General features: G+C 71.6%; 18 protein-coding genes and 1 pseudogene. 1 reads left to right on the top strand and 18 read right to left on the bottom strand.

The genetic code is table 11. From position 1 onward, the window contains the following. The 9 genes from C3K08_RS14380 to C3K08_RS18605 all read right to left on the bottom strand — a co-directional run bounded on the left by C3K08_RS14380 (position 1) and on the right by C3K08_RS18605 (position 8684). On the bottom strand, positions 1-2721 hold the full coding sequence (locus C3K08_RS14380; protein WP_104992168.1) for a phosphoenolpyruvate carboxylase: 2721 nt from the start codon (positions 2719-2721) through the stop codon (positions 1-3). Positions 2722-2788: 67 nt separating this feature from the next. Next, positions 2789-2911, bottom strand: coding sequence for a hypothetical protein (locus tag C3K08_RS18755; protein ID WP_255411736.1), 123 nt, complete (start codon positions 2909-2911; stop codon positions 2789-2791). Continuing rightward, positions 2908-3147 carry a hypothetical protein gene (locus C3K08_RS14375; RefSeq protein ID WP_158679953.1) on the bottom strand — a complete coding sequence of 80 codons (240 nt, stop codon included), beginning with the start codon at positions 3145-3147 and terminating at the stop codon, positions 2908-2910. Before C3K08_RS14375 ends, C3K08_RS18755 begins: the two co-directional genes overlap by 4 nt. 54 nt (positions 3148-3201) lie before the next feature. Beyond that, entirely contained in the window at positions 3202-3813 is a 612-nt protein-coding gene (locus C3K08_RS14370) for a hypothetical protein (RefSeq protein ID WP_104992166.1), read from the bottom strand. Positions 3814-3899: 86 nt separating this feature from the next. Continuing rightward, positions 3900-4718: a hypothetical protein gene (locus C3K08_RS14365; RefSeq protein WP_158679952.1), complete on the bottom strand. Its 819-nt coding sequence runs from the start codon at positions 4716-4718 to the stop codon at positions 3900-3902. Positions 4719-5086: 368 nt separating this feature from the next. Continuing rightward, positions 5087-5797: an ABC transporter permease gene (locus tag C3K08_RS14360; RefSeq protein WP_104992164.1), complete on the bottom strand. Its 711-nt coding sequence runs from the start codon at positions 5795-5797 to the stop codon at positions 5087-5089. Beyond that, the gene (locus C3K08_RS14355) at positions 5794-6735 is read right to left on the bottom strand and encodes an ABC transporter ATP-binding protein (protein ID WP_104992163.1); all 942 of its coding nucleotides are present in this window, start codon (positions 6733-6735) and stop codon (positions 5794-5796) included. The genes C3K08_RS14360 and C3K08_RS14355 overlap by 4 nt, the downstream gene beginning before the upstream one ends. Next, positions 6732-7901 (bottom strand): ABC transporter permease, encoded by a 1170-nt coding sequence (locus C3K08_RS14350; RefSeq protein WP_234009256.1) that lies wholly within the window; start codon positions 7899-7901, stop codon positions 6732-6734. The genes C3K08_RS14355 and C3K08_RS14350 overlap by 4 nt, the downstream gene beginning before the upstream one ends. Before the next feature lie 204 nt (positions 7902-8105). Then, on the bottom strand, positions 8106-8684 hold the full coding sequence (locus tag C3K08_RS18605) for an HNH endonuclease signature motif containing protein (RefSeq protein WP_234009255.1): 579 nt from the start codon (positions 8682-8684) through the stop codon (positions 8106-8108). Between the two features lie 37 nt (positions 8685-8721). Between C3K08_RS18605 and C3K08_RS14335 the strand changes: the two are divergent. Then, positions 8722-9000 (top strand): annotated as a pseudogene (locus C3K08_RS14335) (zinc ribbon domain-containing protein); the annotation flags it as partial. Positions 9001-9007: 7 nt separating this feature from the next. On the opposite strand, the gene C3K08_RS14330 reads toward C3K08_RS14335, so the two are convergent. The 9 genes from C3K08_RS14330 to C3K08_RS14290 form a co-directional block, all read right to left on the bottom strand. Continuing rightward, positions 9008-9913, bottom strand: a complete 906-nt coding sequence (locus C3K08_RS14330) for an ABC transporter substrate-binding protein (protein ID WP_104992161.1) — start codon at positions 9911-9913, stop codon at positions 9008-9010. 116 nt (positions 9914-10029) lie between these two features. After that, complete coding sequence (locus C3K08_RS18310; protein WP_199777059.1) at positions 10030-11865, bottom strand: N-acetylmuramoyl-L-alanine amidase; 1836 nt, start codon at positions 11863-11865, stop codon at positions 10030-10032. Between the two features lie 89 nt (positions 11866-11954). Continuing rightward, complete coding sequence (locus tag C3K08_RS14320) at positions 11955-12983, bottom strand: SIS domain-containing protein (protein WP_104992160.1); 1029 nt, start codon at positions 12981-12983, stop codon at positions 11955-11957. After that, positions 12980-13864 (bottom strand): BadF/BadG/BcrA/BcrD ATPase family protein, encoded by an 885-nt coding sequence (locus tag C3K08_RS14315; protein WP_104992159.1) that lies wholly within the window; start codon positions 13862-13864, stop codon positions 12980-12982. The genes C3K08_RS14320 and C3K08_RS14315 overlap by 4 nt, the downstream gene beginning before the upstream one ends. Before the next feature lie 4 nt (positions 13865-13868). Then, positions 13869-15458, bottom strand: a complete 1590-nt coding sequence (locus C3K08_RS14310) for a family 10 glycosylhydrolase (RefSeq protein WP_104992158.1) — start codon at positions 15456-15458, stop codon at positions 13869-13871. Continuing rightward, positions 15455-16579, bottom strand: coding sequence for an exo-beta-N-acetylmuramidase NamZ domain-containing protein (locus tag C3K08_RS14305; RefSeq protein WP_234009254.1), 1125 nt, complete (start codon positions 16577-16579; stop codon positions 15455-15457). The genes C3K08_RS14310 and C3K08_RS14305 overlap by 4 nt, the downstream gene beginning before the upstream one ends. A gap of 312 nt (positions 16580-16891) precedes the next feature. Further along, positions 16892-18652, bottom strand: a complete 1761-nt coding sequence (locus tag C3K08_RS14300; protein ID WP_104992157.1) for an ABC transporter substrate-binding protein — start codon at positions 18650-18652, stop codon at positions 16892-16894. A 27-nt stretch (positions 18653-18679) separates the two neighbouring features. Next, positions 18680-19807 (bottom strand): ABC transporter permease, encoded by a 1128-nt coding sequence (locus C3K08_RS14295; RefSeq protein WP_104992156.1) that lies wholly within the window; start codon positions 19805-19807, stop codon positions 18680-18682. After that, positions 19804-20775: an ABC transporter permease gene (locus C3K08_RS14290; RefSeq protein WP_104992155.1), complete on the bottom strand. Its 972-nt coding sequence runs from the start codon at positions 20773-20775 to the stop codon at positions 19804-19806. The genes C3K08_RS14295 and C3K08_RS14290 overlap by 4 nt, the downstream gene beginning before the upstream one ends. Positions 20776-20929: the final 154 nt, after the last annotated feature.

Below are 20929 nucleotides of genomic sequence, written 5' to 3'. Positions count from 1 at the left end.
TCAGCCCGTCGCGCCCAGACCGCCCGCGATGGCGTTCACGGTCTGCAACAGGGGGGCGAGCAGCTCGGCCCCCGATCCGTCCTGCGCGTGCCGAGCGGCTCGCCAGCGGCGCAGCAGGTCGATCTGCTGGGCGTGCAGCCCGCGCAGCGGTTCGCGGCGCAACTCGATCAACCCGTGGATGTTCGGGCGGCGTTCGGCGAGGGGGCCGCCGTACAGCGCTTCGAGGTGGGTGCGGGTGCGCTCCAGCTCCGCCTCGAGGGCGGCCATGAAGTGCCCGCGCAGCGCCGCGTCCTCGACCAGTTCGGCGTACCCACGCATCACCTCCAGATCGGTCAGGGCCACGCTGGTCGCCGCGTTGCTGAGGGCGTAGTGCAGCGGCGCCCAGGTGTAGAGGTGCTCGCGCAGGGCCGCGAAGGCCGCCGGGTCCTCGGCCGCGAGGCGCTCCAGCGCGGTGCCGACCCCGTACCAGCCCGACAGGAAAAAGCGGGCCTGCGTCCAGCTGAAGACCCAGGGAATGGCCCGCAGGTCGGCGATGGTGCGGCGCCCGGTGCGCCGGGTCGGGCGCGAGCCGATGCGGTTTTCCTCGATGGCGTCGAGGGGCGTGGCCCCCAGGAAGAAGTCGAGGAAGCCGTCCTCGGCGAGCAGGGCGCTGTAGTGCTCGCGGCTCCAGCCCGCCAGCCGGTCGAGCGCCTCCGGCAGGCCCGGTGGCGTCGGTTCGCGGCCCGCCTGCGCCCGCTCCAGCAGGGTGACGCGGGCGGTTCCGGCCAGCAGCAGTTCGAGGTGGAAGGTGGCCGAGGTGGGGTTGGCGTACTTCTGGGCGATCACCTCGCCCTGCTCGGTGAGGCGCAGGTCGCCGCGCAGCGCCCGCGGCGGAATCGCCTTCAGGAAGCGGTGGGTCGGCCCCGCCCCCCGGCTGATGGTGCCGCCGCGCCCGTGGAAAAAGCGCAGCCGGACCCCGTGCCCGTCGGCCATCCGCGTCAGGGTCTCCTGCGCCCGGTACAGGCCCCACAGGCTGGCGAGCAGGCCGCCGTCCTTGTTGCTGTCGCTGTAGCCGATCATGACCTGCTGGGCAGGCTCCGGCGCGTCCCCCTGAAGCTGCGCCAGGCTGCGGCGGGTCAGCGGGTGGGTCAGGAACGCCTCCAGGATGGCGGGGCTGGCCTCCAGGTCCTCGATGGTCTCGAAGAGGGGCACCACCGGCAGCGGGCACGCGGGGCCGTCCGGTGCAGGCACCAGCAGGCCCGCCTCCCGCGCGAAGAGGTAGACCAGCAGCAGGTCCGACACCCGCCGGGTCATGCTCACGATGAGTGCCCCCACCCCGTCCAGGCCGTGCCGCGCCTGGGTCTCGGTCAGGACCGCGAAGCAACCCAGCACGCTGTCGGCCTCCGGGCCGACGGGTTGCCCCAGGCGCACGAGCGGGCGCGGCGAGGCGAGTTCAGCCTCCAGCCACGCCACCCGGCGCTCCTCGCTCCAGGCCTCGTAGTCGGCGTCCGCGAATCCGGCGGCCCGCAGGAGCTGTCCGGCGGCCAGTTCATGGACGCGGCTGTTCTGGCGGATGTCCAGTGCGGCGAGGTGAAAGCCGAAGGCCTCGACCCCGCGCAGGACCGGTTCCACCGCGCCCCGCGCGATCTGGCCCGCACCCACGTCCTCCAGCCAGCCGCCCAGCGCCCGCAGGTCCGCCTGCACCTCGGTCGCCCGCCGGTAGCGGCCCGGCGCGTCCCCTGCTCCATCCGGGTCGGGCAGGCGGGCGAGCATCAGGTTCACCGCCTGCCGCCACGGCTCGCCGGGATTGCGGTCCAGCGCGGCCTGCCCCCGCTCGCCCAGGGCCGGGGCGGACGCGAGAAAGGCCGTGAGGCCCGCCGGGGGGGGTTGCAGGTGCCCCGACAGGCTGAGCAGGCCCGCCAGCGCCGTCAGGTCCTCGCGCACGCGGGCGAGGGCCTGGGTCCGCAGGTCCAGCAGGCTCTCGCGGGTGACCTCCGGGGTCACGAAGGGATGCCCGTCCCGGTCGCCGCCCACCCAGGTGCCGAAGCGCACCTGCGGAAAGGTGGGGCGCCCCGCCAGCCCCGCCTCCTGCCAGGCCTCGCTCAGCCGCCCGTCGAGCTGCTGCAGGGCCGGGACGAACACCTGCCGCAGGGCGTACAAGGTGGCCTGCCGCTCGGCGGCGATCTGGGGCCGCTCGAGCTGCACGTCCCCGGTGCGCCACAGCAGGCCCAGGATGAGTTTGACGTCTTCCCGCAACTCAGCCCGCTGCGCCGCCGAGTGCCGGGGGTCGTCGAGTTCCTCGAGCAGCCGTTCGAGCCGACGGTGATGCTCCAGCACGGTCGCCCGGCGGGCCTCGGTGGGGTGGGCGGTCAGGACGACCTCCACCCCCACGTCCCCCAGACCCTGGGCGATGGTCGCGGCGTCCAGCCCCGCCCCGCGCAGTTGCCGCAGCGCGTCGCCCCACAAGGCGGGGAGGGCGGCGTGCCCCTGCTCGCGCTCGGTGCGGCGCCGTTGCCGGGCCGCCGCGTGCCGCTCGGCGATTCCCAGCAGCTGAAAGGCGATGGACGCCGCCCGCAGCGGCTCCGGCGCGTCCGGCTGCCCCCCCGCTGCGGGCGACCCCAGGCGGCGGGCCAGCTCGGCCTCCCCGGCCTCGGTGAGCATCTCGCGCAGGCATTCGGTCAGGAAGTTCAGCGTCTCACCGAGTTCCTGGGCATCGACCGTGGGAAAGTTAGCGGGCAACATGCGCTCCCAGTATGAGGGCCGACGCCTGGGCAGGGCCGTCGGCCTGCCGTGGGCACCCTGCACCGCTTTACTTCACGCCACTCAGGTCTAGGGAGAAGGTGCGCTTGTTGGCGTCGGTGAATTCCAGACGCCTGGGCGTGAGGCCCGCGGGCAGGGCGACGGCGACACGCGCCCCGATTTCCTTGTTCATCCCCAGTTCGCCGTCGAGTTGCTGGTCGCGGGACGCGAAATACAGTTTCCCGACCTCGCCCCCGGCCACGCCCCGTCCTGGTCAAAGACCTTCAGGCGCACGGGCGGGAAGGCGTTCCCGATCTTGAAGGGCCGGAAGTGCGGGTTGCGGTACGTCAGGGTGACGACCAGGATCTTGCCGCCGGGGGGCACCTTGCGGTCGAGCGTGTTCGCCGTGCTGGACTGCACGCCCGTCACCCTGAAATCCACCTCCCGCGCCGGGACGAACTGGCCGAGCCGCAGCGGGATGCCCTAGTCCAGCGCGGCGCTGCCGTCGGGCACGCCGGGATCGCGGAAGGGGTAGGGCAGGGCCGCGACCTTGCCCCGCAGGTCATAACGCCACACCGCCCGGGTGGCCTTGTTCGTCTCCACCAGCAGTTTCGGGAGGCTGGCGCGGCTGCCCAGCTCCAGAATGCTGATCACGTTGATCTTCTGCGCGGGCTTCAGGGTCATGGAGGCGGTCTTGCGGGTGATCTCGTCGTAGGCCATGCTGCCGCGCGTCCGGGCCACCTCCTTGTTATCGCTGTCCACGCCCGTGACCTTCAGCGAGGAGTCGGCGCGGAAGTTGTAGTCGCGCTTCTGCGGGTTTTGGACGCTGTAGTGCAGGGCGACGAGTTTCTTCCCGGCCTCGCGCAGGTAGTCGCGCTCGTCCGCCGTGCCGGGGTCGGTGAGAAAGCGCCCGGAGAGGTACTCCACCCGGTTCAGGGTGAAGTTCAGGGCGTCCGCCGTGCCCAGGTACAGCGTGTAGGTCTTGCCCAGCGCGGCCTCTCCCCCGGCGAGTGGCCCGGCACCCTGCACGGTGTTCTGCGCGGGGGCGGCGGTGAGGCCCAGCAGCAGCGGAAGGGCGAACAGGGACCTTGTCATACGGCCAGCTCCTTTCTTCACAGCTTCCATCCGGACGTTCCTGGGGGCGCGGCCCGCCGCCCGGAGCCAGGCCGCTCTCTGGCCCACTAGAACCCGGTGTTTACCTGCATGACGATGGAGTTCAGGGTCAGCCGCGCGTCCCCCTGCTGGTAGGTGCGGGTGGCCATGCGGCCGTAGGTCGTCAGCAGCCCCTCCCCCCAGCCCCGGGCCTTCAGGTCGGCGGCGGTGGCGGCAGGAAGGCTGAACGCGCCGTCGTCCACCGCGAGGCAGGTCAGGGCCAGGCCGCGCTCCTCGTCCAGGGCGCTCAGCATCACCTGGGTGGCCGGGTCGTTGCTGGGGTTGGCCCACTGAAACGCCGTTTGCGGCGTCACCGGGTCGCCCGCCGCCGGGGCGGTCAGCCGCAGCAGGGCGGCGGTGGGCAGGGCGCGGTCCTTCATGGCCGGGAAGCCGCCCGCCGCGCCGGGGATGTCGAGGACCAGGCCCGCGGGGGGCGCTTTCAGGGGGTTGGGCATGTCCGTGGCGTAGGAGATCACCTGGCCCTGCTGGCGCCGGGGCAGAGTGGCGTACACCTGGGTGCCCAGCCGCAGGGTCAGCGGGTCGCCCGCGTCGAGGCTGAGGCCGGGTGCCGGGCTGGCCGCGCCGGGCGGCTGACCGGTGGGAGCCGCCTGCCCATCGTCCATCTCCGCGACGAAGCACTGGTCCTGCGACCGCAGGGGGCCGCCCGCATCACTCCCGGGGCGGAAGGACCCCGTGCCGACGACCATGTCCCGGTCGCCCAGCATGGGAACGGATATTCGCGTGACCACCACACTGACCTCCCCGACCCGGGTGACCTTGGGCGGGTCGGTCGCCAGCCCCGACCCGACCAGCAGCGCCGTCAACAGCACACCTGAACGCGTGTTCATAGGCTTTCCCCTTTCCGCTCCGCCCGGTGCCCGCTCCTGCGGACAGGTACCGGGGGCGATGTGGCCGGTGGCTCAGGGGCCGCTCCTCCCGGGGGTCCGCCTGGAATGAATCCCGTCTGGCCCGGCCAGCCACGGCAGTCCACCCCACGCCGGGCGGGCGGGGAGGCCCCGCGCTCCGCCCGGAGGAGCGGGGGTCGCTCCCTCACCGGGTACACGCAGAAGGGTCGGCGCAGTCATCTCAGTCCCCTTTTGAACCCAGTATAAACCTCGTGGGGCGCTCTTTCAGCCTGCCACGGGGAGCTGTTCTTGCGGTTGTCCCGCCCTTCCGACTCCCGCAGGTCCGGCCTGGAGGGGCGCCCCTCTCTGGCTTACCCCTCCTCCGGCGCCGCCAGCCCCAGCAGGGCGTCGAGCGTGAGGGCCAGCAGCGCGGCGGGCAGGGCGCCCAGCAGCACGAGCGCGGTGTTCTGCTGCGACAGCCCGTCGATGATCGGGCGGCCCAGCCCCCCGGCCCCCAGCGCCGCGCCCACCGCCGCGGTGGCGACCCCGAACACCAGCGAGGTCCGCACCCCCGCCCACCACACTGGGAGGGCCAGCGGTACCTCCACCCGCCACAGGCGCTGCCCGGCGGTCATGCCCAGGCCCCGCGCGGCGTCCAGCACGTCCGCGTCCACCCCGCGCAGGCCCGCCACCCCGTTGGAGACGACCGGGACCAGCCCGTACAGCACCAACCCCAGCAGGGTGGGCGCCACCCCGAAGCCCAGCAGCGGCACCGCCAGCGCCAGAATCGCCAGGGTGGGGACCGTCTGCCCCAGCCCGGCCAGCGCCTCGAGGAGTCCCAGCACGGCTCCGCGGCCGGGGCGGGTGGCGTACAGGACCAAGGGGACCGCCAGCAGCAAGACCAGCGCCTCGGCGAGCAGCACCAGCCCGAGGTGCGCGGCGGTCAGGCGCCACAGCGAAACCTCCAGGGCCGGGGCCTCGCCCCCCGCGAGTGGGGCCAGCAGGGGGGGCAGCAGCCCCGGCCAGAGGCACAGCCCCAGCAGCAGGCCCCAGACGAGCGCGGCCCAGGGACGGCGCCTCACGCTCCCCCGGAGCGGGGGTCGTGGCCCAGGTCGCGGAACCCGATGACGCCGATCACCGCCCCCCCCTCCCCCACGACCGCCACCCCGTCGGTGCCCTGACGCAGCATCAGCGCGAGCGCGGTGCGGGCGTCCGCCCCGGCGGGCAAGCGCGGCAGACCGTGGGCGTCGCCGGGCCGGGCCAGATTCGCCACCCGTATCCCACCGAGTTGCTCCAGGGCCGCGTCCAGGCCCATGAACTGCGCCACGAAGGGGCTGGCCGGGCGGCGCACGAGGTCGTCCGGGGTGCCGAACTGGGCGAGTTCACCCGCCTGCATCAGCGCGATGTGGTCGGCCATCCGCAGCGCCTCCGGGATGTCGTGGGTGACCAGCACGACCGTCTTGGCGAGGCGGCGCTGGATTTCCAGCACCTTCCCCTGCAGCGCCTCCCGCGCGATGGGGTCGAGCGCCCCGAAAGGTTCGTCCATCAAGAGGACGGGCGGGTCGGCGGCCAGCGCCCGCGCCACGCCCACCCGCTGCGCCTGCCCGCCCGACAGCTCGGCGGGGCGCTTGTGCCGGAAGGCGCCCGGCTCCAGCCCCACGAGCCCCAGCAGCTCGTCCACCCGCGCCCGCACCCGCGCGGCGGGCCAGCCCAGCAGCTCGGGCACGGCCGCGACGTTGCGTCCCACGGAGAGGTGCGGAAAGAGGCCCACCCGCTGAATCACGTAGCCCATGCCGCGCCGCAGCGCCTCGGGGCTCAGCTCGCGGGTGTCGCGCCCGGCCAGCCGCACGTGGCCGGAGGTGGGCAGGATCAGGCGGTTGATCATCCGCAGGGTGGTCGTCTTGCCGCAGCCGGAGGGACCCAGCAGCGCGGTCACGCGGCCCGCCGGAAAGGTCAGGGAGAGGTCGCGCACGGCGAACGTGTCGCCGTAACGCTTGGTCAGGCCATGCAGTTCGATCACGGCCCTCCCGCCCCGCGCGGGAGGCCCAGGCGGCGGGCCAGTCCCCCTTCGAGGCCCCGCCACCCGGCGTCCGCCAGGATCGCCAGCAGGCAGGCGGGCAGCGCCCCCAGCAGGATCAGGTCGGTGGCCGAGGCGTTCAGCCCCCGGAAGATGTAGACCCCCAGCCCGCCCGCCCCGATCAGGGCGGCGACCGCCGTGACCCCGATCAGGAGCACCGTCGCCTGCCGCAGCCCCGCCAGCCACACCGGGAGCGCCAGCGGAAGCTGCACCCGCCAGAACAGTTGCCCCGCCGTCATGCCCATGCCGCGTCCCGCGTCGAGCGTTCCGGCGTCCACCCCGCGCAGCGCGGCCACCCCGTTGCGCACGACCGGCAGCAGCGCGTAGAGGGTCAGCGCCACCAGCGCAGGCGCGGTCCCGATCCCGCTCACGCCGAGGGAGCGCAGGGCCGGGACCGCCTGACTCAAGGCCCCCAGCGGCGCGATCAGCAGCCCCAGCAGCGCCAGGCTGGGGAGCGTCTGAATGCCGCCCGTCACCGCCAGGACGACCTGCCCCGCGCCCGGTCGCCGGACCGACCACACCGCCAGCGGGCCGCCGATCAGGACCGAGAGGCCCAGCGCCGTGGCCGTCAGGCGCACGTGCTGGGCGAGTTCCTGCCCCAGCCGGGCGGCCTCGACCTGCCCCTCCTGCCACACCGACCAGGAGGACAGGCCGCCCAGGAGGACATACCCCAGGGTGACCGGCAGCCACGCCCAGGCCCATCCGCGAAACCGCCCCGCGTAGGCCGCGCCCCACAGGGCCACCGCGCTCCCCAGCAGCCACAGCCACCAGCCGCCCCCGGCGGCGACACGGGCGACCGGGAGCTGGCCGACCAGCGCGGCGGCCGACCCCTGCCCCAGCGCGGCCACGCCCGCCAGCACCGCGAGGTTGCCCAGCCCCACCGCCAGACCGGGACGGCGGGCCGCGAGCAGCAGCGCCAATGCCAGGGCCGCTTCCGCCCAGGCCCAGGCGCCCAGGTGCAGGGGCTCCCCGGCCGCGATCCGGTTGGGGCGCAGCTCCAGCCAGGGGAGGGGCAGGCTGAGGAGCAGCAGCGCGGCCCCCAGCCGGATCAGGAGCTCTGCCCCGCCGCTGGGGTGGGGCCTGGGGTGGGGCGGGCGGGCGGCGCTCACCAAGATGCTCCGGGGACGCCCCTGCCTTCAGGGATGGGGAGGAGCCGGAGCGCCACCGTCAGGCGGCCTTGCCTTGTGTACACATAGGGCATAAATTCTCCTGGTGAAGTTGACGCTGACCGCCAAGCTCAAGCTGAATCACACTAGGGGGCAGAAAGCCGCCCTGGATGCGGTGACGCTGGCCTACCGGGATGCGCTGAACTGCTAGCAAGACTCTCCCCTTGACTCAAGGATGGATTGAGCATCTTTGATCAGCATCCGCAGGCAGTCGGAGGACATTTCTTCAAACCTTTGGCCTGCGGGATGACTTTTCCCCCATAGTTCCAAGTTTTCCAGGCGATTATCAGTCTTTATACCGTTCTTATGGTGTACGGTTTCTCCTCTGTAGAGATGCCTCCCAAGATGCTTTTCCATAACGACGCGATGTTCCTGCACGTAGCCGTTTTGCGATGCTGGATGCGAAGCATCACGAAGCATCACGTACCCTCCCATAATCCTGCGCCCACCCTTCCAATTGCGGGATTTTTCACCTGTGGGAGAGGGCTTTTTCTTGGCGGCACAACTGCGACAATCTCCGGTGAAGCTTCCCTGCCTGAGAGCATGGCGAGTGGTACTGACCCACGTATCACGCTTCTTCTTACAGGACAAGCAAACGGCGGTGATGGATGCACGGAGGTTGCCACTGCCATCAGCCCGCATTCTTTGGGTAGAAAGAGCAAGAGCAGCGCTGAGATGCAGCGGCACTTCTTCAGGCGTGATGGGCTTTGTCTGCCGATGGCTCATGTTCAGCAGTTTAAGCATATCTGACATGTGCAGGTACTACACCTCGCAAACCTGCCCGAAGTGCGGGCATTGCAGCCGCGACAACTGTCCCCAGAAGGGGCTGATGTTCGTCTGCGAGTGTTGCGGGTATTCGTTGCATGCCGACCTTGTGGGAAGCAGGAATGTGGGACTCAGAGCATTGCTTGTCCGGCAGGACTGGGCAAGCATGGGGTGTTTGTCATGCACCCCCGATGTGTCGGACGCTGAAGCCAAAGCTGAGCGCCTGAAACGGTACTCGGAGTTGCGGTGGAGTCCAGACACAAGCCTCGCTCGTTAAAGCGGGGTCATGGCTTCAGCAGCTTCCGGCTTCTCAGGTACCCCTCGGCCACGTCACGGGCGCTGCGGCCCTCGACGGCGATGCGGCCGTTCAGAATTTGCAGGGTCTTGCCGTCCAGGGTGGCGAAGACGCGGTTCAGCAGTCCTTCGATCTGCGGATACGCCTTCAGGGTCGCCGTGCGGATGATGGGCGCGGGCTGGTAGACGGGCTGCGCCCCCTTGGGATCTTTGAGCACGACCAGTCCCAGGGCACCGAGCGTCCCGTCGGTCCCGTAGGCCATCGCCGCGTTTACCCCGTTGGTGCCCCGCGCGGCGGCCGATTGGGTCTGCACCGGGGTCGCCCCGGCCAGGACGAGTTTCTGGTTCGCCTTGAGCTTGAACCCGTAGGCCTTTTCAAAGGCGGGCATGGTGTCGGGCCGGTTGAAGAACTCCGGGGACCCGGCCACCTTGAGGGTGCCGCCGCGCTTCAGGTACGCGGCGAGGTCCGCCAGCGAGGACAGCTTCTGCTGCCGGGCCAGGGCCTGCGGCACCGCGAGCGCCCAGGTGTTGTTGGCGTTGGCGGGCCGCAGCCAGGTGACGCCGTTGGCCGCGTCGAGTTTTTTGGCCTGGGCGTAGATCTGCGCGGCGTTCTTGCTGACGGCCGGGCTGATCTTCGCCTGCGGGAAAAGGTACACGGCGTTTCCGGTGTATTCGGGGTAGATGTCGATCTCCCCCGCCAGGATGGCCTTGCGGTTGACGCTGGTGTCGCCCAGGGTGGTCCGGTCCACGACCTCCAGCCCGGCGTTCTGGAGGGTGAGCAGGATCATCTGGCCGAGCAGTTGCGCTTCCGGGTCGAGCTTGGAACCGACCACGATGGGTTTGGCGAGGGCGCTGCCGAGCAGGGAGAGGCTGAGCAGGGCGGTGAGCTTGTGCATGGGGAACTCCTGGGGGTGGGGGGGGAGGGGCCTGCCCGGCATGGGGCGCCGCGGGGGTGAGTCGCCCCAGGATAGCGGCCCGCCCCCGGTCCGTCGCCAGGACGACCGCCCCGCGCTCAGGGACGCAGCCGCTGCGCGACCGCCGCGTCCCGGTAGAAGCGCTCGATGCCCTGGGCGATGGCCTGCGCGAAGCGTTCGCGGCCTGCTTCGCTCATCAGCAGCCGCAGGTTGCCCTTGTCGGTCAGGAAGGCCGTCTCGATCAGCACGCTGAGCTGGGTGGTGGGCCGGGCCAGGGCGAGGTTCTGGTAATGCACCCCGTCGTTGCCCACCTCGGGCAGCGTGCCCACCAGGCTGGCCTGGAGGGCGTCGGCGAGCGCACGGGCCTGGGGCTGGTAGTAGTACACGCCGCTGCCGCGCTTGGTCCGGGGGTCCACCCCGTCGGGCAGGGCGTTGGCGTGGATGGACACGAGGAGGTCGGCATTCTTCTCCTCGGCCAGCAGGGGGCGGTTGTAGATGGGCACCGTCACGTCGGCCTCGCGGGTCAGGATCACCGTGGCGCCCCTGGCCCGCAGCAGCTCGGCTACCCGCAAGGAGAGCGGGAGCATCAGGTTCTTCTCGGGCACCCGCAGCGGCCCGGCCCCGCCGTACTCGTCGCCGCCGTGGCCGGGGTCCACGACGATCACGCGGCCGGTCAGGGGCGCCCCGGCGTCGAGCCTCGGCGCGTTGCGAATTCGCAGCACCAGGGTGGTGCCCTCGTAAGTCACGTCGTAGCCCCAGGGCGCCCCCCTCAGGTCCACCCGCACGCGGGTCACGCCGTCCGCCTCGTGGGTCCAGCGCACGTCGCGCACGGTGCCGTTCGGGAGGTCCGAGACGATGTAATCCACGTCGGAAACTGTGTGAAAGAGGCGCAGGTCCAGGCTGGACGCGCCCGGCCCCACCTCCTGCTCCACCGTGAAGGGCACCCGCGTGGGCAGGTTCAGGCGCACCTCGCTGTGGGTCTCCCCCGCCTTCACGTCGATGCGGGTGAAGACCGCGCGGGGGATGGGCGTGCCCTCCGGGCGCAGGGTGAGGGTGCTTCTCGGCGCGTTGAGGGTCAGGGTGCCCGACGCCTGCACGACGTAGGTGTTCGCGTCCTCACCCACGACCACCGCGAGCGCTCCCGGCCGGGGGTAGACCACGTAGTTGCGGCCGACCCCGTTGCGCCACACGGAGGTGCCCGCCTGGAGGCCGCGCCCCGGAATCGTTGCCGTGACCTCGGCCACGCGCGGCCCGGTGCCCGTCACGCTGAGCTTGCCCGCGCTGGTGGCGGTGGCCGCCGTGCCGTCCGGAGCCGTCAGGGTGACCTGGACCGGCACGGCGGCGAGGCGCCCAGGCAGCAGGAAGGTGCCCTCATACCGCCCCGGAGCCGCCTCGGTCATGGCGAAGGGGCCGAGGTCGCCCACCCGGAAGCTCGCCTTGCCGCCCGCCGTCCCCGTGAAGGCGACCGGCACCGCCCGCGCCTCCAGGGTGGGCGTCTGGAGGTAGGCCACCCGGTCGGCGGCGGGGGTCAGGCTGGCGGCCACGATCTGCGCCGCGCCGGTCAGCACCTGGGGCGGGGCGCTGGTCACCCGCAGTTCCTGGCGGGCCACCTGCCCGCCCCCGGCGGATTCCAGCACCAGCACGTTCTCGCCGGGCTTCAGCGGCACCCACTCGATAAAGAGGCCGTCTCCCCCCACGTCCACCGCCTGCCCGTTCAGGGTCAGGGTCGCGCCGGGCTTGACGCTCCCTTCCAGCAGCACGTTGGCATAGGGAACGGTATGTCCGTTCGGAGGGTAGGCCACGAAGATGGGCGCGTCGCTGATGGGGGGCAGCAGGGTGGCCGCGCTCGCGGGCGCGGCGGTGGGCGCGGACTGGGCCTGGGCGAGCGCGGCTCCGGTGAGCAGCAGGGCGGTGGTGAGCAGGAGTCGGCGCATCGGGGGGACCTCCGGGGAGAAGACGAAGGGACGGGAGACAGGACCGAGGGTAGGCCCGCACCTGTGATGGGGCGGGGCGGCGGCAGGGCCTAGCGGGTGCGGGTCACCTTGCCCAGCAGCGGTGGCTGGTCGGGGTCGAGGCCCCGGTGCCCGGCGAGGGCGGCGGCGAAGAGGTAAAGCGCCAGGGCGCTCGCCACCGGATCGGTCAGGGCGTGCCCGGTGGGCGGGGTGGTCATGGCACTCCCCGCCGCCGGGCCGAGGGTCCGCAGGTCCGCCCCGGTGGCGAGGAGGTCGGCATAGGCCGCCGCCGTCGCCTCTCCCGCCGCGTCCACCGACGTGAAGCCCAGCAGGGGCACCCCCTCGGCGAGCAGCCGCTTCGGGCCGTGGCTGAACTCGGCCGCCGAGGACGCCTCGGCGTGCAGGCCGCAGGTTTCCTTGAGCTTGAGGGCCGCCTCCTGCGCCACCCCGTAGTGGTGCCCCCGCGCCAGCACGATCAGCCGCTCGGCGAAGCGGTAGCGTTCGGCCAGGTCGCGGGCCTCTGCCTCCAGGGCCAGGGTGCGCTCCAGGGCGTCCGGCAACCCTTCCAGGGCGCGGGTCAGCCCCGCGTCCCCGGCGAGGTCCGCCACCACCGGCAGCAGGGCGGTCAGGCTGGCGAGGTAACTCTTGGTGGCGGCGACCGCCCGCTCCTCGCCGCAGTGCAGGGGCAGCACGACCTCGGCGGCGCGGGCGAGGTCGCTCTCCTCGACATTCACCAGGGCGACCGTCAGGGCACCGCCCCGGCGGGCCATCTCGACCGTCTCCACCACGTCGGGACTCGCGCCCGACTGGGAGACGGCGATCATCAGCGCCCCGCGCAGGTCCAGCCGGGCGCCGTAAAGGGTATGCACGCTGGGGCCGAGGCTGGCGACGGGCCGGGCGAGGGTGGTTTCCAGGGCGTATTTCAGCACCGTGCAGGCGTGGTCGCTGCTGCCCCGCGCGACGGTCACGACGTAGGGCGGCGGGCGCTCCCGCAGCCGGGCGCCCAGGGCACGGATGACCTCCCGGTTGTCGAGAAGCTGGCGGCGGATCACCGCCGGGGCCTCGCGGGCCTCGCGCAGCATCAAGGGGTCCTGGGTCATGGGCGGGCCTCCAGTGCCCGGCGGGCGGCGGCCTCGGCGTGGTCGAGCCAGACGACCTCCAGGCCGGGGAGGTGTTCCATCAGCATGGCGGGGAGGAGCGGACTGACCCGCAGCGCCCCCCCGGTGGCCCGCAGCGGCAGCGGCCCGGTGCGGGCCAGCACCCGCCGGGCAAGGTCCGCGAGCGCATGGGCAGCCTCCGCCAGCAGGGCACGGGCGACCGGGTCGCCCACGTCCGCCGCGCGGCCCACCGCCGGGGCGAGCGAGGCCAGGGCGGCGGCCCCCGGCGTGCCGTAGGCAAAGGCCCGCAGGGTCGGCCAGTCCAGGCCGTCGGTGAGCGACGCGACCTCGGCGGCCAGTGGGCTGGCGGGCTCCTCGCCCGCATCCAGCCGGTCCGTGAGCCACCTCAGCGCCGCGCGGCCCAGGCTGAAGCCGCCGCCGTCGTCGCCCAGGCGGTAGCCGCGCCCCCCGGCCCGGACGACCTCGCCCGTGGCCGTGACGTGGTAGGCGAGGCTCCCGGTGCCCGCGTACAGCAGCACGCCCCCGCCGGGCGGGAAGTGCGCCCGGTAGGCCAGGTCGAGGTCCCCCTCCACCGAGACGCGGGCGGGGGGCAGGCCCAGCGCCCCGGCCAGCGCCGCGCGGGCGGTCTCGGCGGCGGGAGAACCGACCTGGAGGCCCGGCAGGCCCGCGTGGGCGGCCCCCGGCGGGGCAGGCAGCGCCCCGGCCAGGGCCGACAGCGCCGCCTCTCCCGCCGGGGTGCCCAGCAGCGCGGCGGTCAGGGGCGGGGCCTGCCCCCGCGCGAGGACCGCCCCGCCGCGCAGCAGGGTCCAGCCCGTGCCGCTGCCGCCCGCGTCGAGGCCCAGGACGATGGGAGCCGCCGTCATGGAGTCAGGGCAGCGCGAGCGGGGGCAGCGCCGTCACCCGGCGGGGCGGGGCGGCGAAGCGGTCCGTGCTCACCCCGCCGACCTCCACCCGGAGCTGGCCGTTCGGCACCCGCAGGAAGCCGTAGCGCCCGTTGCCGTCCGTCTCGGTGCGGGCGAGTTCTTCCCCCCGGTGGTCCAGCAGCCGCACCGTGCGGCCACCCAGGGGACCACTCAGCACCGTGACCTGACCGCTCACCGCCCGCAGGTGCGCGGGGTTGGGGCGCTCCCAGCGGGCGGGGCGCTCGAAGGGGCCGCCCTCACCGCTGAGGCGGGCGATCAGTTCGGGCAAGACCTGCTCTTTCGTGCGCGTCCCGGCATTCACGTCCTTGTCGGTCGTGCGGTAGGAATATCCGGCCCAGCCGCTGAGGCCCGCCGCCCGCGTCTTCTGGATCTGATTGACCGTGCTGGCCTGATCGTTGAGGTAGATCGCGGCCCCGCTGACCTGCCCCACGTCGGGGTACCGCTGGAGCAGGCTGGCGGCGAAGGCATTCCACTGGTCGAACCACAGCGCCTGGTCGGGCACGAAGTCGCGCTTGTAGTTCATCATCACGTTGAGGTCGAGGTAGCCCTCGCGCACCCAGGTCAGCCAGTCCTGGCCCACCTCGGCGTAGGGGCGCGAGGTCTGGAAGGCGGCCTCGTCCGCCGGGCCTGCCCCGTAGGTGATGGTCGCGGCGTTCACGCTCACGTCGGGGCGGACCGCCTTGACCGCCAGCGCCGTCTCGCGCACCAGGTTGGTGACCTGCTGGCGGCGCCAGGCGCTCCACTGCGGGTCGGCGGGGGCGGGGGTGCCCGCCGTTCCCGTCTCGGCGCGGTAACGCTCCAGCGCGGTGGAGTTGTAGCCCCACTGCACCGGGCCGCCCACCGGATTGAAATCGGGGTAACGCACCCGGTCGAACTGCACGCCGTCCACGTCGTAGTTCTGCACGACCGAGACATACATGTTCTTGATGTACTCGGCCGCGTCGGGGTGACCGGGGTCCATCACCCAGTCGGCGCCCGCCCGCACGGCGCCGTCGGCCTTGTACGTCAGCCAGTTGTCGCGCCCGGTGGCCGCCGGGCCGTGCGCGTGGAAGGCGTGGCCGGGGGGCGGGGCGACCACCGCGCTGTTCCACAGGGCGGTCGTGATGATCCAGGCGTGGACCTGGATGCCCTGGGCGTGCGCCTTGGTCAGCAGGTCGGCGAGGGGATCGAATCCGGCGGGCACGGCGGGATCGTTCGTGCGCGGCATCGCGGCGTGGTTGCAGTAGCAGTCGCCCCGGCGGCCCACCTGCGCGAACAGGACATTCACGTTCATCGCCCGCGCGTCCGCGACCAGCCGGTCGATCTCGGCGGGGGTCTTCAGGCCGGGGCCGAAGGCGTCCACCCACAGGCCGCGCAGCTCGCGCTGGCCCAGGCCGCGCGGGGCCCCGTGCGGGCCGGGCGTCTGGATTCGCTGCGGGGTCAGCCCGGAATCCGGGGCCGCCTGCGGGCGGCCGCCCCCGCAGGCGGTCAGGAGGAGGGGGGCCAGCAGCAGCGGGGCGAACTTCAGGGCCTGCGTCGTCGGGAATGCGGTCATGGGGAACCTTCCTTTCGCGGGTACAGCCGGTGGGGGGCGAGGGCGAGGGCCTGCTGTTCTCCCGACGCCTGCCACCCGTCGAGGGCGGTCAGCGCGGCTTCGGGCGTGTTGGGAACGGTGTCCGCCGGAACACCGAGGAGTTTCTGGAGCCAGTCCGGATTGCGGGTCGCGCCCGCTTCCTCCAGCGCGGTGAACAGGGCCAGACCGAGGGGGAGCGCGTGTCGCAGCTCACCGCGCGTCTCGTGGAGTTGCACGCCCGCGCACCTCTTCCCGGCGTGCTTGCTGGTGGTCGGGGTGAAAAAGGCAGGCCGGGCGGTCACCCCGAGGTCCAGGGCATTCAGCCGCCGGGCCAGGGCCTGCGCGTCCATCCCCGGTGCCCCGGCCAGCCGGAAGGGCAGCGCAGTGCCGCGTCCCTCGCTGGCGTCCAGGGCCTCGACGAGCGCCGTGCCCGGATACAGCCGCACGCTCTGAAGGTCCGGGAGGTTGGGGCTGGGCGGCACCCAGGGCCGGTCCGCGTGCCAGCCGTCCGGCGCGTCCGTCCCGACCACCTCGGCCTCCACCCCCTCCTCGGCGGCCAGGACGCGGGCCACCTCGCCCAGGGTCAGGCCGTGGCGCAGGGGCAGCGCCGACGTGACCCCCACGAAGGAGCGGAAGGCCGGGTCCAGCGGCGGTCCCTCCACCGTGAAGCCGAGGGGATTGGGGCGGTCGAGCACCACCACCCGCAGCGGCCGTTCCCGCGCCGCCCGCAGCACGTCCCGCACGGTGCTGATGTAGGTGTAGAAGCGCACGCCGACGTCCTGAAGGTCCACCAGCAGCGTGTCCACCCCGGCGAGGCGCCGGGCCGTCTCCTCCGGCGTGAGGCCGTACAGCACCGCCGTCGGCAGGCCGGAGGCCGCGTCGCGCTCGACCTCGGGGGCCTCGCCGGGGGCACCGCTGCCGTCCACCCCGTGCTCGGGGCCGTAGAGCTGGGTCAGCCCCACCCCCGCGCGGAGCAGCGCGACCGCCGCCAGGGTCAGGTCACGGGTGACGCCGCTGGGGTTGGTGAGCAGGCCGACCCGGCCCCAGCCCGCCGCCTGCTCGGGGGACGCGAGCAGATGTTCCAGGCCGGTGCGGTGGGTCACTCCGGGCTCCCCAGTTCTTCCCCGGTGATCAGGAAGAAGCTCCTCCCAGCGTTGGGACGGCGTGGCCGTCCACCCCCCTCCCCAACCCCTCCCCCGCAAGGGGAGAGGGGCTTTTTGCTTCCTACACGCACTTCTCTTAAGCACTTGGAGGAAGGGGTGGCAGAGCTCACCGGACTGTGGATCACCCCAGCCTTTTTCAGGTCTTGAGGCTCTTTTACCCCTCTCCCCCCGTGGGAGAGGGGCGCTGCGAAGCAGCGGGGTGAGGGGGCACCCAGGCAGAACTCAAAACCCACCGTCCTCACGTCATCCCTCTCACTTCTCGAACACGCTGTAGTTGCTGGAAATCACCCGGTTGTCCTTGACATAGAAGTTGCCCAGGCGGTCGTGGAAGGCGGCCACCGAGTCGGGCTTGGCGATCAGGATGACCGGGAGGTTGCGGGCGAAGAGCCACTGCCACTCGGTATAGAGCCGCTTGCGCTGGGCCTGGTTTCCCAGGGCCTCGGCCTGCGCGAAGATGTCGTAGATGCGACGTTCGGAGGGGGTCATCGCCGCGAGGTTGGGCGTGCCCCCCTCCTGCGCGGGTTGCAGGCTGCGCCGCCAGTAGTGCAGGGCGCCGCCGGGCTGCCAGATGTCCTTGCGAAGCTGCGGGTCGGGCTGGTCCCCGAAGGTGTTCAGCACCGACTCGAAGTTCCCGGCGAGCGCGGTCGGCAGCACGGTGCTCCCGGTGATGCCCTGGAGGTTGACCTTGATCCCGATGCGGGCGAGGTCACTCTGGAGAATCACCGCGATGCCCGGCATGATCGCGTTGTCGGCGGCGTGCAGCAGGTTGAATTCCACGTTCGGCCCGCCGCTGGGAAAGTTGCGGATGCCGTCGCGGTTGGTGTCGCGGTAGCCCAGGCCGTCGAGCCGCACGCCCGCCTGCTGCAAGTTGTAGCTGCGCAGGTAGTTCCGGGTGTTGGTGTACCACTCGCTGATGGGCGCGACCCCGTGCCCCGGCAGGCTGGCGAGCCCGTTATAGACGGTGTCGATGATCCGCTCGCGGTTGACGGCGAGCTGCATCGCCTCGCGGAAGCGCAGGTCGGAGAAGGCTTTTTTCAGGTTGGCATCCTTGCTGTCCTGGTTAAAGGCCCAGTGGACCGGCGGGTTGTTCAGGCCGATGCCGCGAATCACCCGGAACTTCGCCCCGGCCAGTTCCTGCCGCTTGAGGTCCGGGAACTGCGCCCCGGTGATGGGCGCCGAGTCGAGCTGCCCCGCCCGGAAGGAGGCGATCTGCGCGTCGGGGCTCTTGATGATCAGGTATTCCAGGCGGTCCATGTAGGGGAGCTGGGTGCCGCGCGGGTCGCGCCGCCAGGAGTTGGGGTTGCGGACCAGCGAGACCTTCTGGTCCACCGTGTAGCTGCTCAGCATGAAGGGGCCGGTCCCCACGATCTCGGAGAGGGGCGCGTTCGTCGCCCACGCCTTCATGAAGTCCTCCGGGTCCTTGAGCGGCTGGTATTTCGCCAGCTTGTGCTGCGGCAGGATGGGCACGAAGGTCAGCGCCTGGAGCATCGCCCCGTAGGGCTTGGGCGCCGTCACCCGCACCGTGTAGGCGTCCACCTTGCGGAAGGTCAGCGGGTCCTTGCCGATCTTGAAGACGGCGGACTGGTTGGCCCGCAGCCCGGTGTTGCTCGCCACGTCCACCAGCGTGAAGATCACGTCGTCGGCGTTGAAGGCCTGCCCGTCGCTCCACTTCACCCCCCGGCGCAGCTTCAGCGTGGCGCTGCGGCCGTCCGGCGAGAAGGTCCACGACTCGGCCAGCGCCGGATAGAGCCGGTTGGTCAGCGGGTCCAGCGTGATCAGCCGGTCGAGGACGTTGTTCATCACCGCATAGGTGTTGTTGTCCAGCACCGCGAAATAGTTGAAGCTCTGCGGGCTGGACACGATGGAGAGGGTCAGGGTGCCGCCCTTCTTGCCGACCGTCTGGAAGAGGGAGGGGGGCACGTTGGCCTTTCCCTGGGTGCCCTGGGCCTGCGTGGGGGCGCTCAGGGCGAGGCTGGCAGTGAGGGCGGCGAGCAGTGGAGCGGGGCGAGTCATGGGAAACCTCCGGAGGCGGACGCGGGGTTAGCGGCTCTGGGTATCGGCGGCGTCCCGCAGCGCGTCGCCCAGGAAGTTGAAGGCCAGCACGGAAATCACGATGAACAGCCCCGGCGTGAGCAGCCAGGGATAGAGGCTCAGCGTCTCGAAGTTCTGCGCGTCCTTGAGCAACAGGCCCCAGCTTGTCATCGGTTCCTTGATGCCCAGCCCGAGGAAGCTCAGCGCACTCTCGCCCAGGATGTAACCGGGCAGCGCGAGGGTGGCGGTCACGATCAATATGGAACTCAGGTTGGGCATGATGTGGCGCAGGATCACCCGCAGGTCGGACGCCCCCACCGCCCGCGCCGCCTGCACGTACTCCACCGACCGGGCCGAGAGCACCTGCCCGCGCACCACCCGCGCCAACCCCGCCCAGCCGATCAGGGCCAGCACCGCGATGATGCCGAGATACACCCAGGTGCTGGGCCAGCGAGCCGGGATGATGGTGGAGAGGGCCAGCAGGATGGGCAGCCTCGGGAAACTCAGCAGCACCTCGGTCGTCCGCTGAATCAGGCCGTCCACCCAGCCGCCGAAATACCCGCTGAGCCCGCCCAGCACGATGCCGATGGAAAAGCTGATCGCTATCCCGATCACCCCCACCGTCAGGCTGACCTGCGAGCCCACCAGCGTGCGCGAGAGCAGGTCCCGCCCGAACTTGTCGGTGCCCAGCAGGAAGACGGTGCCCTCCGGCACGCCGAAGAGGTGCCACTGGCTGCGGAAGACGCCCAGGAAGGAGTATCCGTAGCGGGCCGGGTCGTCCCCCCGCACGAAAAAGAGGATGGGCACGGGGCGCTCGCGGTTTTCCGCGAAGGTGCTGGCGAAGGTCACCGGATCGCGCGTCTTTTCCACCGGGTAGATGAAGGGGCGCGTGAGCTGGCCCTGGTGAATCAGGTGGACCTGCTGCGGCGGCTGGTTGGGAAAGTCGGGATGCTGCGCGGTGATGGAATATGGCGCCAGGAAGCCCGACAGCAGCGCCATCAGGTACAGCCCCGCGAGCACCCAGGCGCTGAGCACGCCCACCCGGTTGCGCCGGAAGCGCCGCAGCGCCAGTGCGAGCGGGCTGGCCGCGCGGGGGGTGGCGGATGGGGCGGGTGGGGAGGAGGGAATTGCCGTCATTCGAACCGGATCCGGGGGTCGGCCCACGCGAGCGCGAGGTCGGCGAGGAGGTTCCCGACCAGCAGCAGCAGCGCACTGAACAGCAGCAGCGTCATGGCGACGTACTGGTCCTTATTCAGCAGGCTGTCGTACAGGAAGGGGCCGATGGTGGGCAGGTTCAGCACGATGGAGGCGATGATGGTGCCCGAGATCAGGGAAGGCAGGCTCAGCCCCGCGAGGCTGATCAGGGGATTGACCGCGTTGCGGACCGCGTGCCGCCACAGCACCCGGCCCCCGGCCAACCCCTTGGCCCGCGCCGTCCGCACGTAATCCTGGTTGATCACGTCCAGCATGGAGGCCCGCATCTGCCGCATCAGCCCCGCAACCCCCTCCAGCCCGATGGCGATCATCGGAATCCACAGGTGGTTGAGGAGGTCGAGAAACTTCGCCAGGCTCCACGGCGCGTCGATAAACTGCGGGCTGAAGAGTCCGCCCACATTCGTCCCGCCGAAGTTGAGCACCAGCGCGATCAGGAGCAGCGCCACCAGAAAGTCCGGCGTGGCGAGGCTGACATACCCGAAGAAGTTCAGCACCGTCGCGCCGGGACCGTAGCGGTTCAGGGCCGTGTAGATGCCCAGCGGGATGGCGATGGCCCAGCTCACCAGCAGGGTCAGCAGCGCCAAAAACACGGTCCAGCCCAGCCGTTCCCAGATCAGCGAACTGACGGGGCGCCCGTTCACGAAGGAAAAGCCGAAGTCCCCCTCGGTGACGATCCCCTTGATCCAGGTCAGGTACTGCACGTAGGCAGGCTGGTCGAGGCCGAGCTGCCGGGTGATCGACTCCACCGTCTCGCGGGTCACGCGCGGGTCTTCGAGGTACTGGTCGATAAAGCTGCCGGGTTGAAGCCGGATCACCACGAAGCACACCACCGAGATCAGCAGCAGCGTGGGCAACATGCCGAGAATGCGGCGTAGGGCGTAGGTCAGCATGGGCGTGTCGCCTGTGGCTTGTGGCGTGTGGGGAAGAACAAGGGCGCAGCTCCATCTTTTCTCCCTCCCCCCTTGTGGGGGAGGGCCGGGGAGGGGGGTGGCGGGCGAAGCTCGCCCTCAAAACACGGGATGTTCTCCCCCCTCAGACCATCAA

Source organism: Deinococcus sp. NW-56 (genome assembly GCF_002953415.1).
GTDB lineage: Bacteria > Deinococcota > Deinococci > Deinococcales > Deinococcaceae > Deinococcus.
This window is presented reverse-complemented; position numbering and strand designations above follow the sequence as displayed.

Coding starts and splice junctions, on each gene's coding strand:
- C3K08_RS14380 (WP_104992168.1), bottom strand. CDS start 2,721: ATGTTGCCCGCTAACTTTCCCACGGTCGATGCCCAGGAACTCGGTGAG.
- C3K08_RS14290 (WP_104992155.1), bottom strand. CDS start 20,775: ATGCTGACCTACGCCCTACGCCGCATTCTCGGCATGTTGCCCACGCTG.
- C3K08_RS14330 (WP_104992161.1), bottom strand. CDS start 9,913: ATGCACAAGCTCACCGCCCTGCTCAGCCTCTCCCTGCTCGGCAGCGCC.
- C3K08_RS14295 (WP_104992156.1), bottom strand. CDS start 19,807: ATGACGGCAATTCCCTCCTCCCCACCCGCCCCATCCGCCACCCCCCGC.
- C3K08_RS18310 (WP_199777059.1), bottom strand. CDS start 11,865: ATGCGCCGACTCCTGCTCACCACCGCCCTGCTGCTCACCGGAGCCGCG.
- C3K08_RS14320 (WP_104992160.1), bottom strand. CDS start 12,983: ATGACCCAGGACCCCTTGATGCTGCGCGAGGCCCGCGAGGCCCCGGCG.
- C3K08_RS14300 (WP_104992157.1), bottom strand. CDS start 18,652: ATGACTCGCCCCGCTCCACTGCTCGCCGCCCTCACTGCCAGCCTCGCC.
- C3K08_RS14315 (WP_104992159.1), bottom strand. CDS start 13,864: ATGACGGCGGCTCCCATCGTCCTGGGCCTCGACGCGGGCGGCAGCGGC.
- C3K08_RS18755 (WP_255411736.1), bottom strand. CDS start 2,911: ATGAACAAGGAAATCGGGGCGCGTGTCGCCGTCGCCCTGCCCGCGGGC.
- C3K08_RS14365 (WP_158679952.1), bottom strand. CDS start 4,718: ATGAACACGCGTTCAGGTGTGCTGTTGACGGCGCTGCTGGTCGGGTCG.
- C3K08_RS18605 (WP_234009255.1), bottom strand. CDS start 8,684: ATGAGCCATCGGCAGACAAAGCCCATCACGCCTGAAGAAGTGCCGCTG.
- C3K08_RS14310 (WP_104992158.1), bottom strand. CDS start 15,458: ATGACCGCATTCCCGACGACGCAGGCCCTGAAGTTCGCCCCGCTGCTG.
- C3K08_RS14370 (WP_104992166.1), bottom strand. CDS start 3,813: ATGACAAGGTCCCTGTTCGCCCTTCCGCTGCTGCTGGGCCTCACCGCC.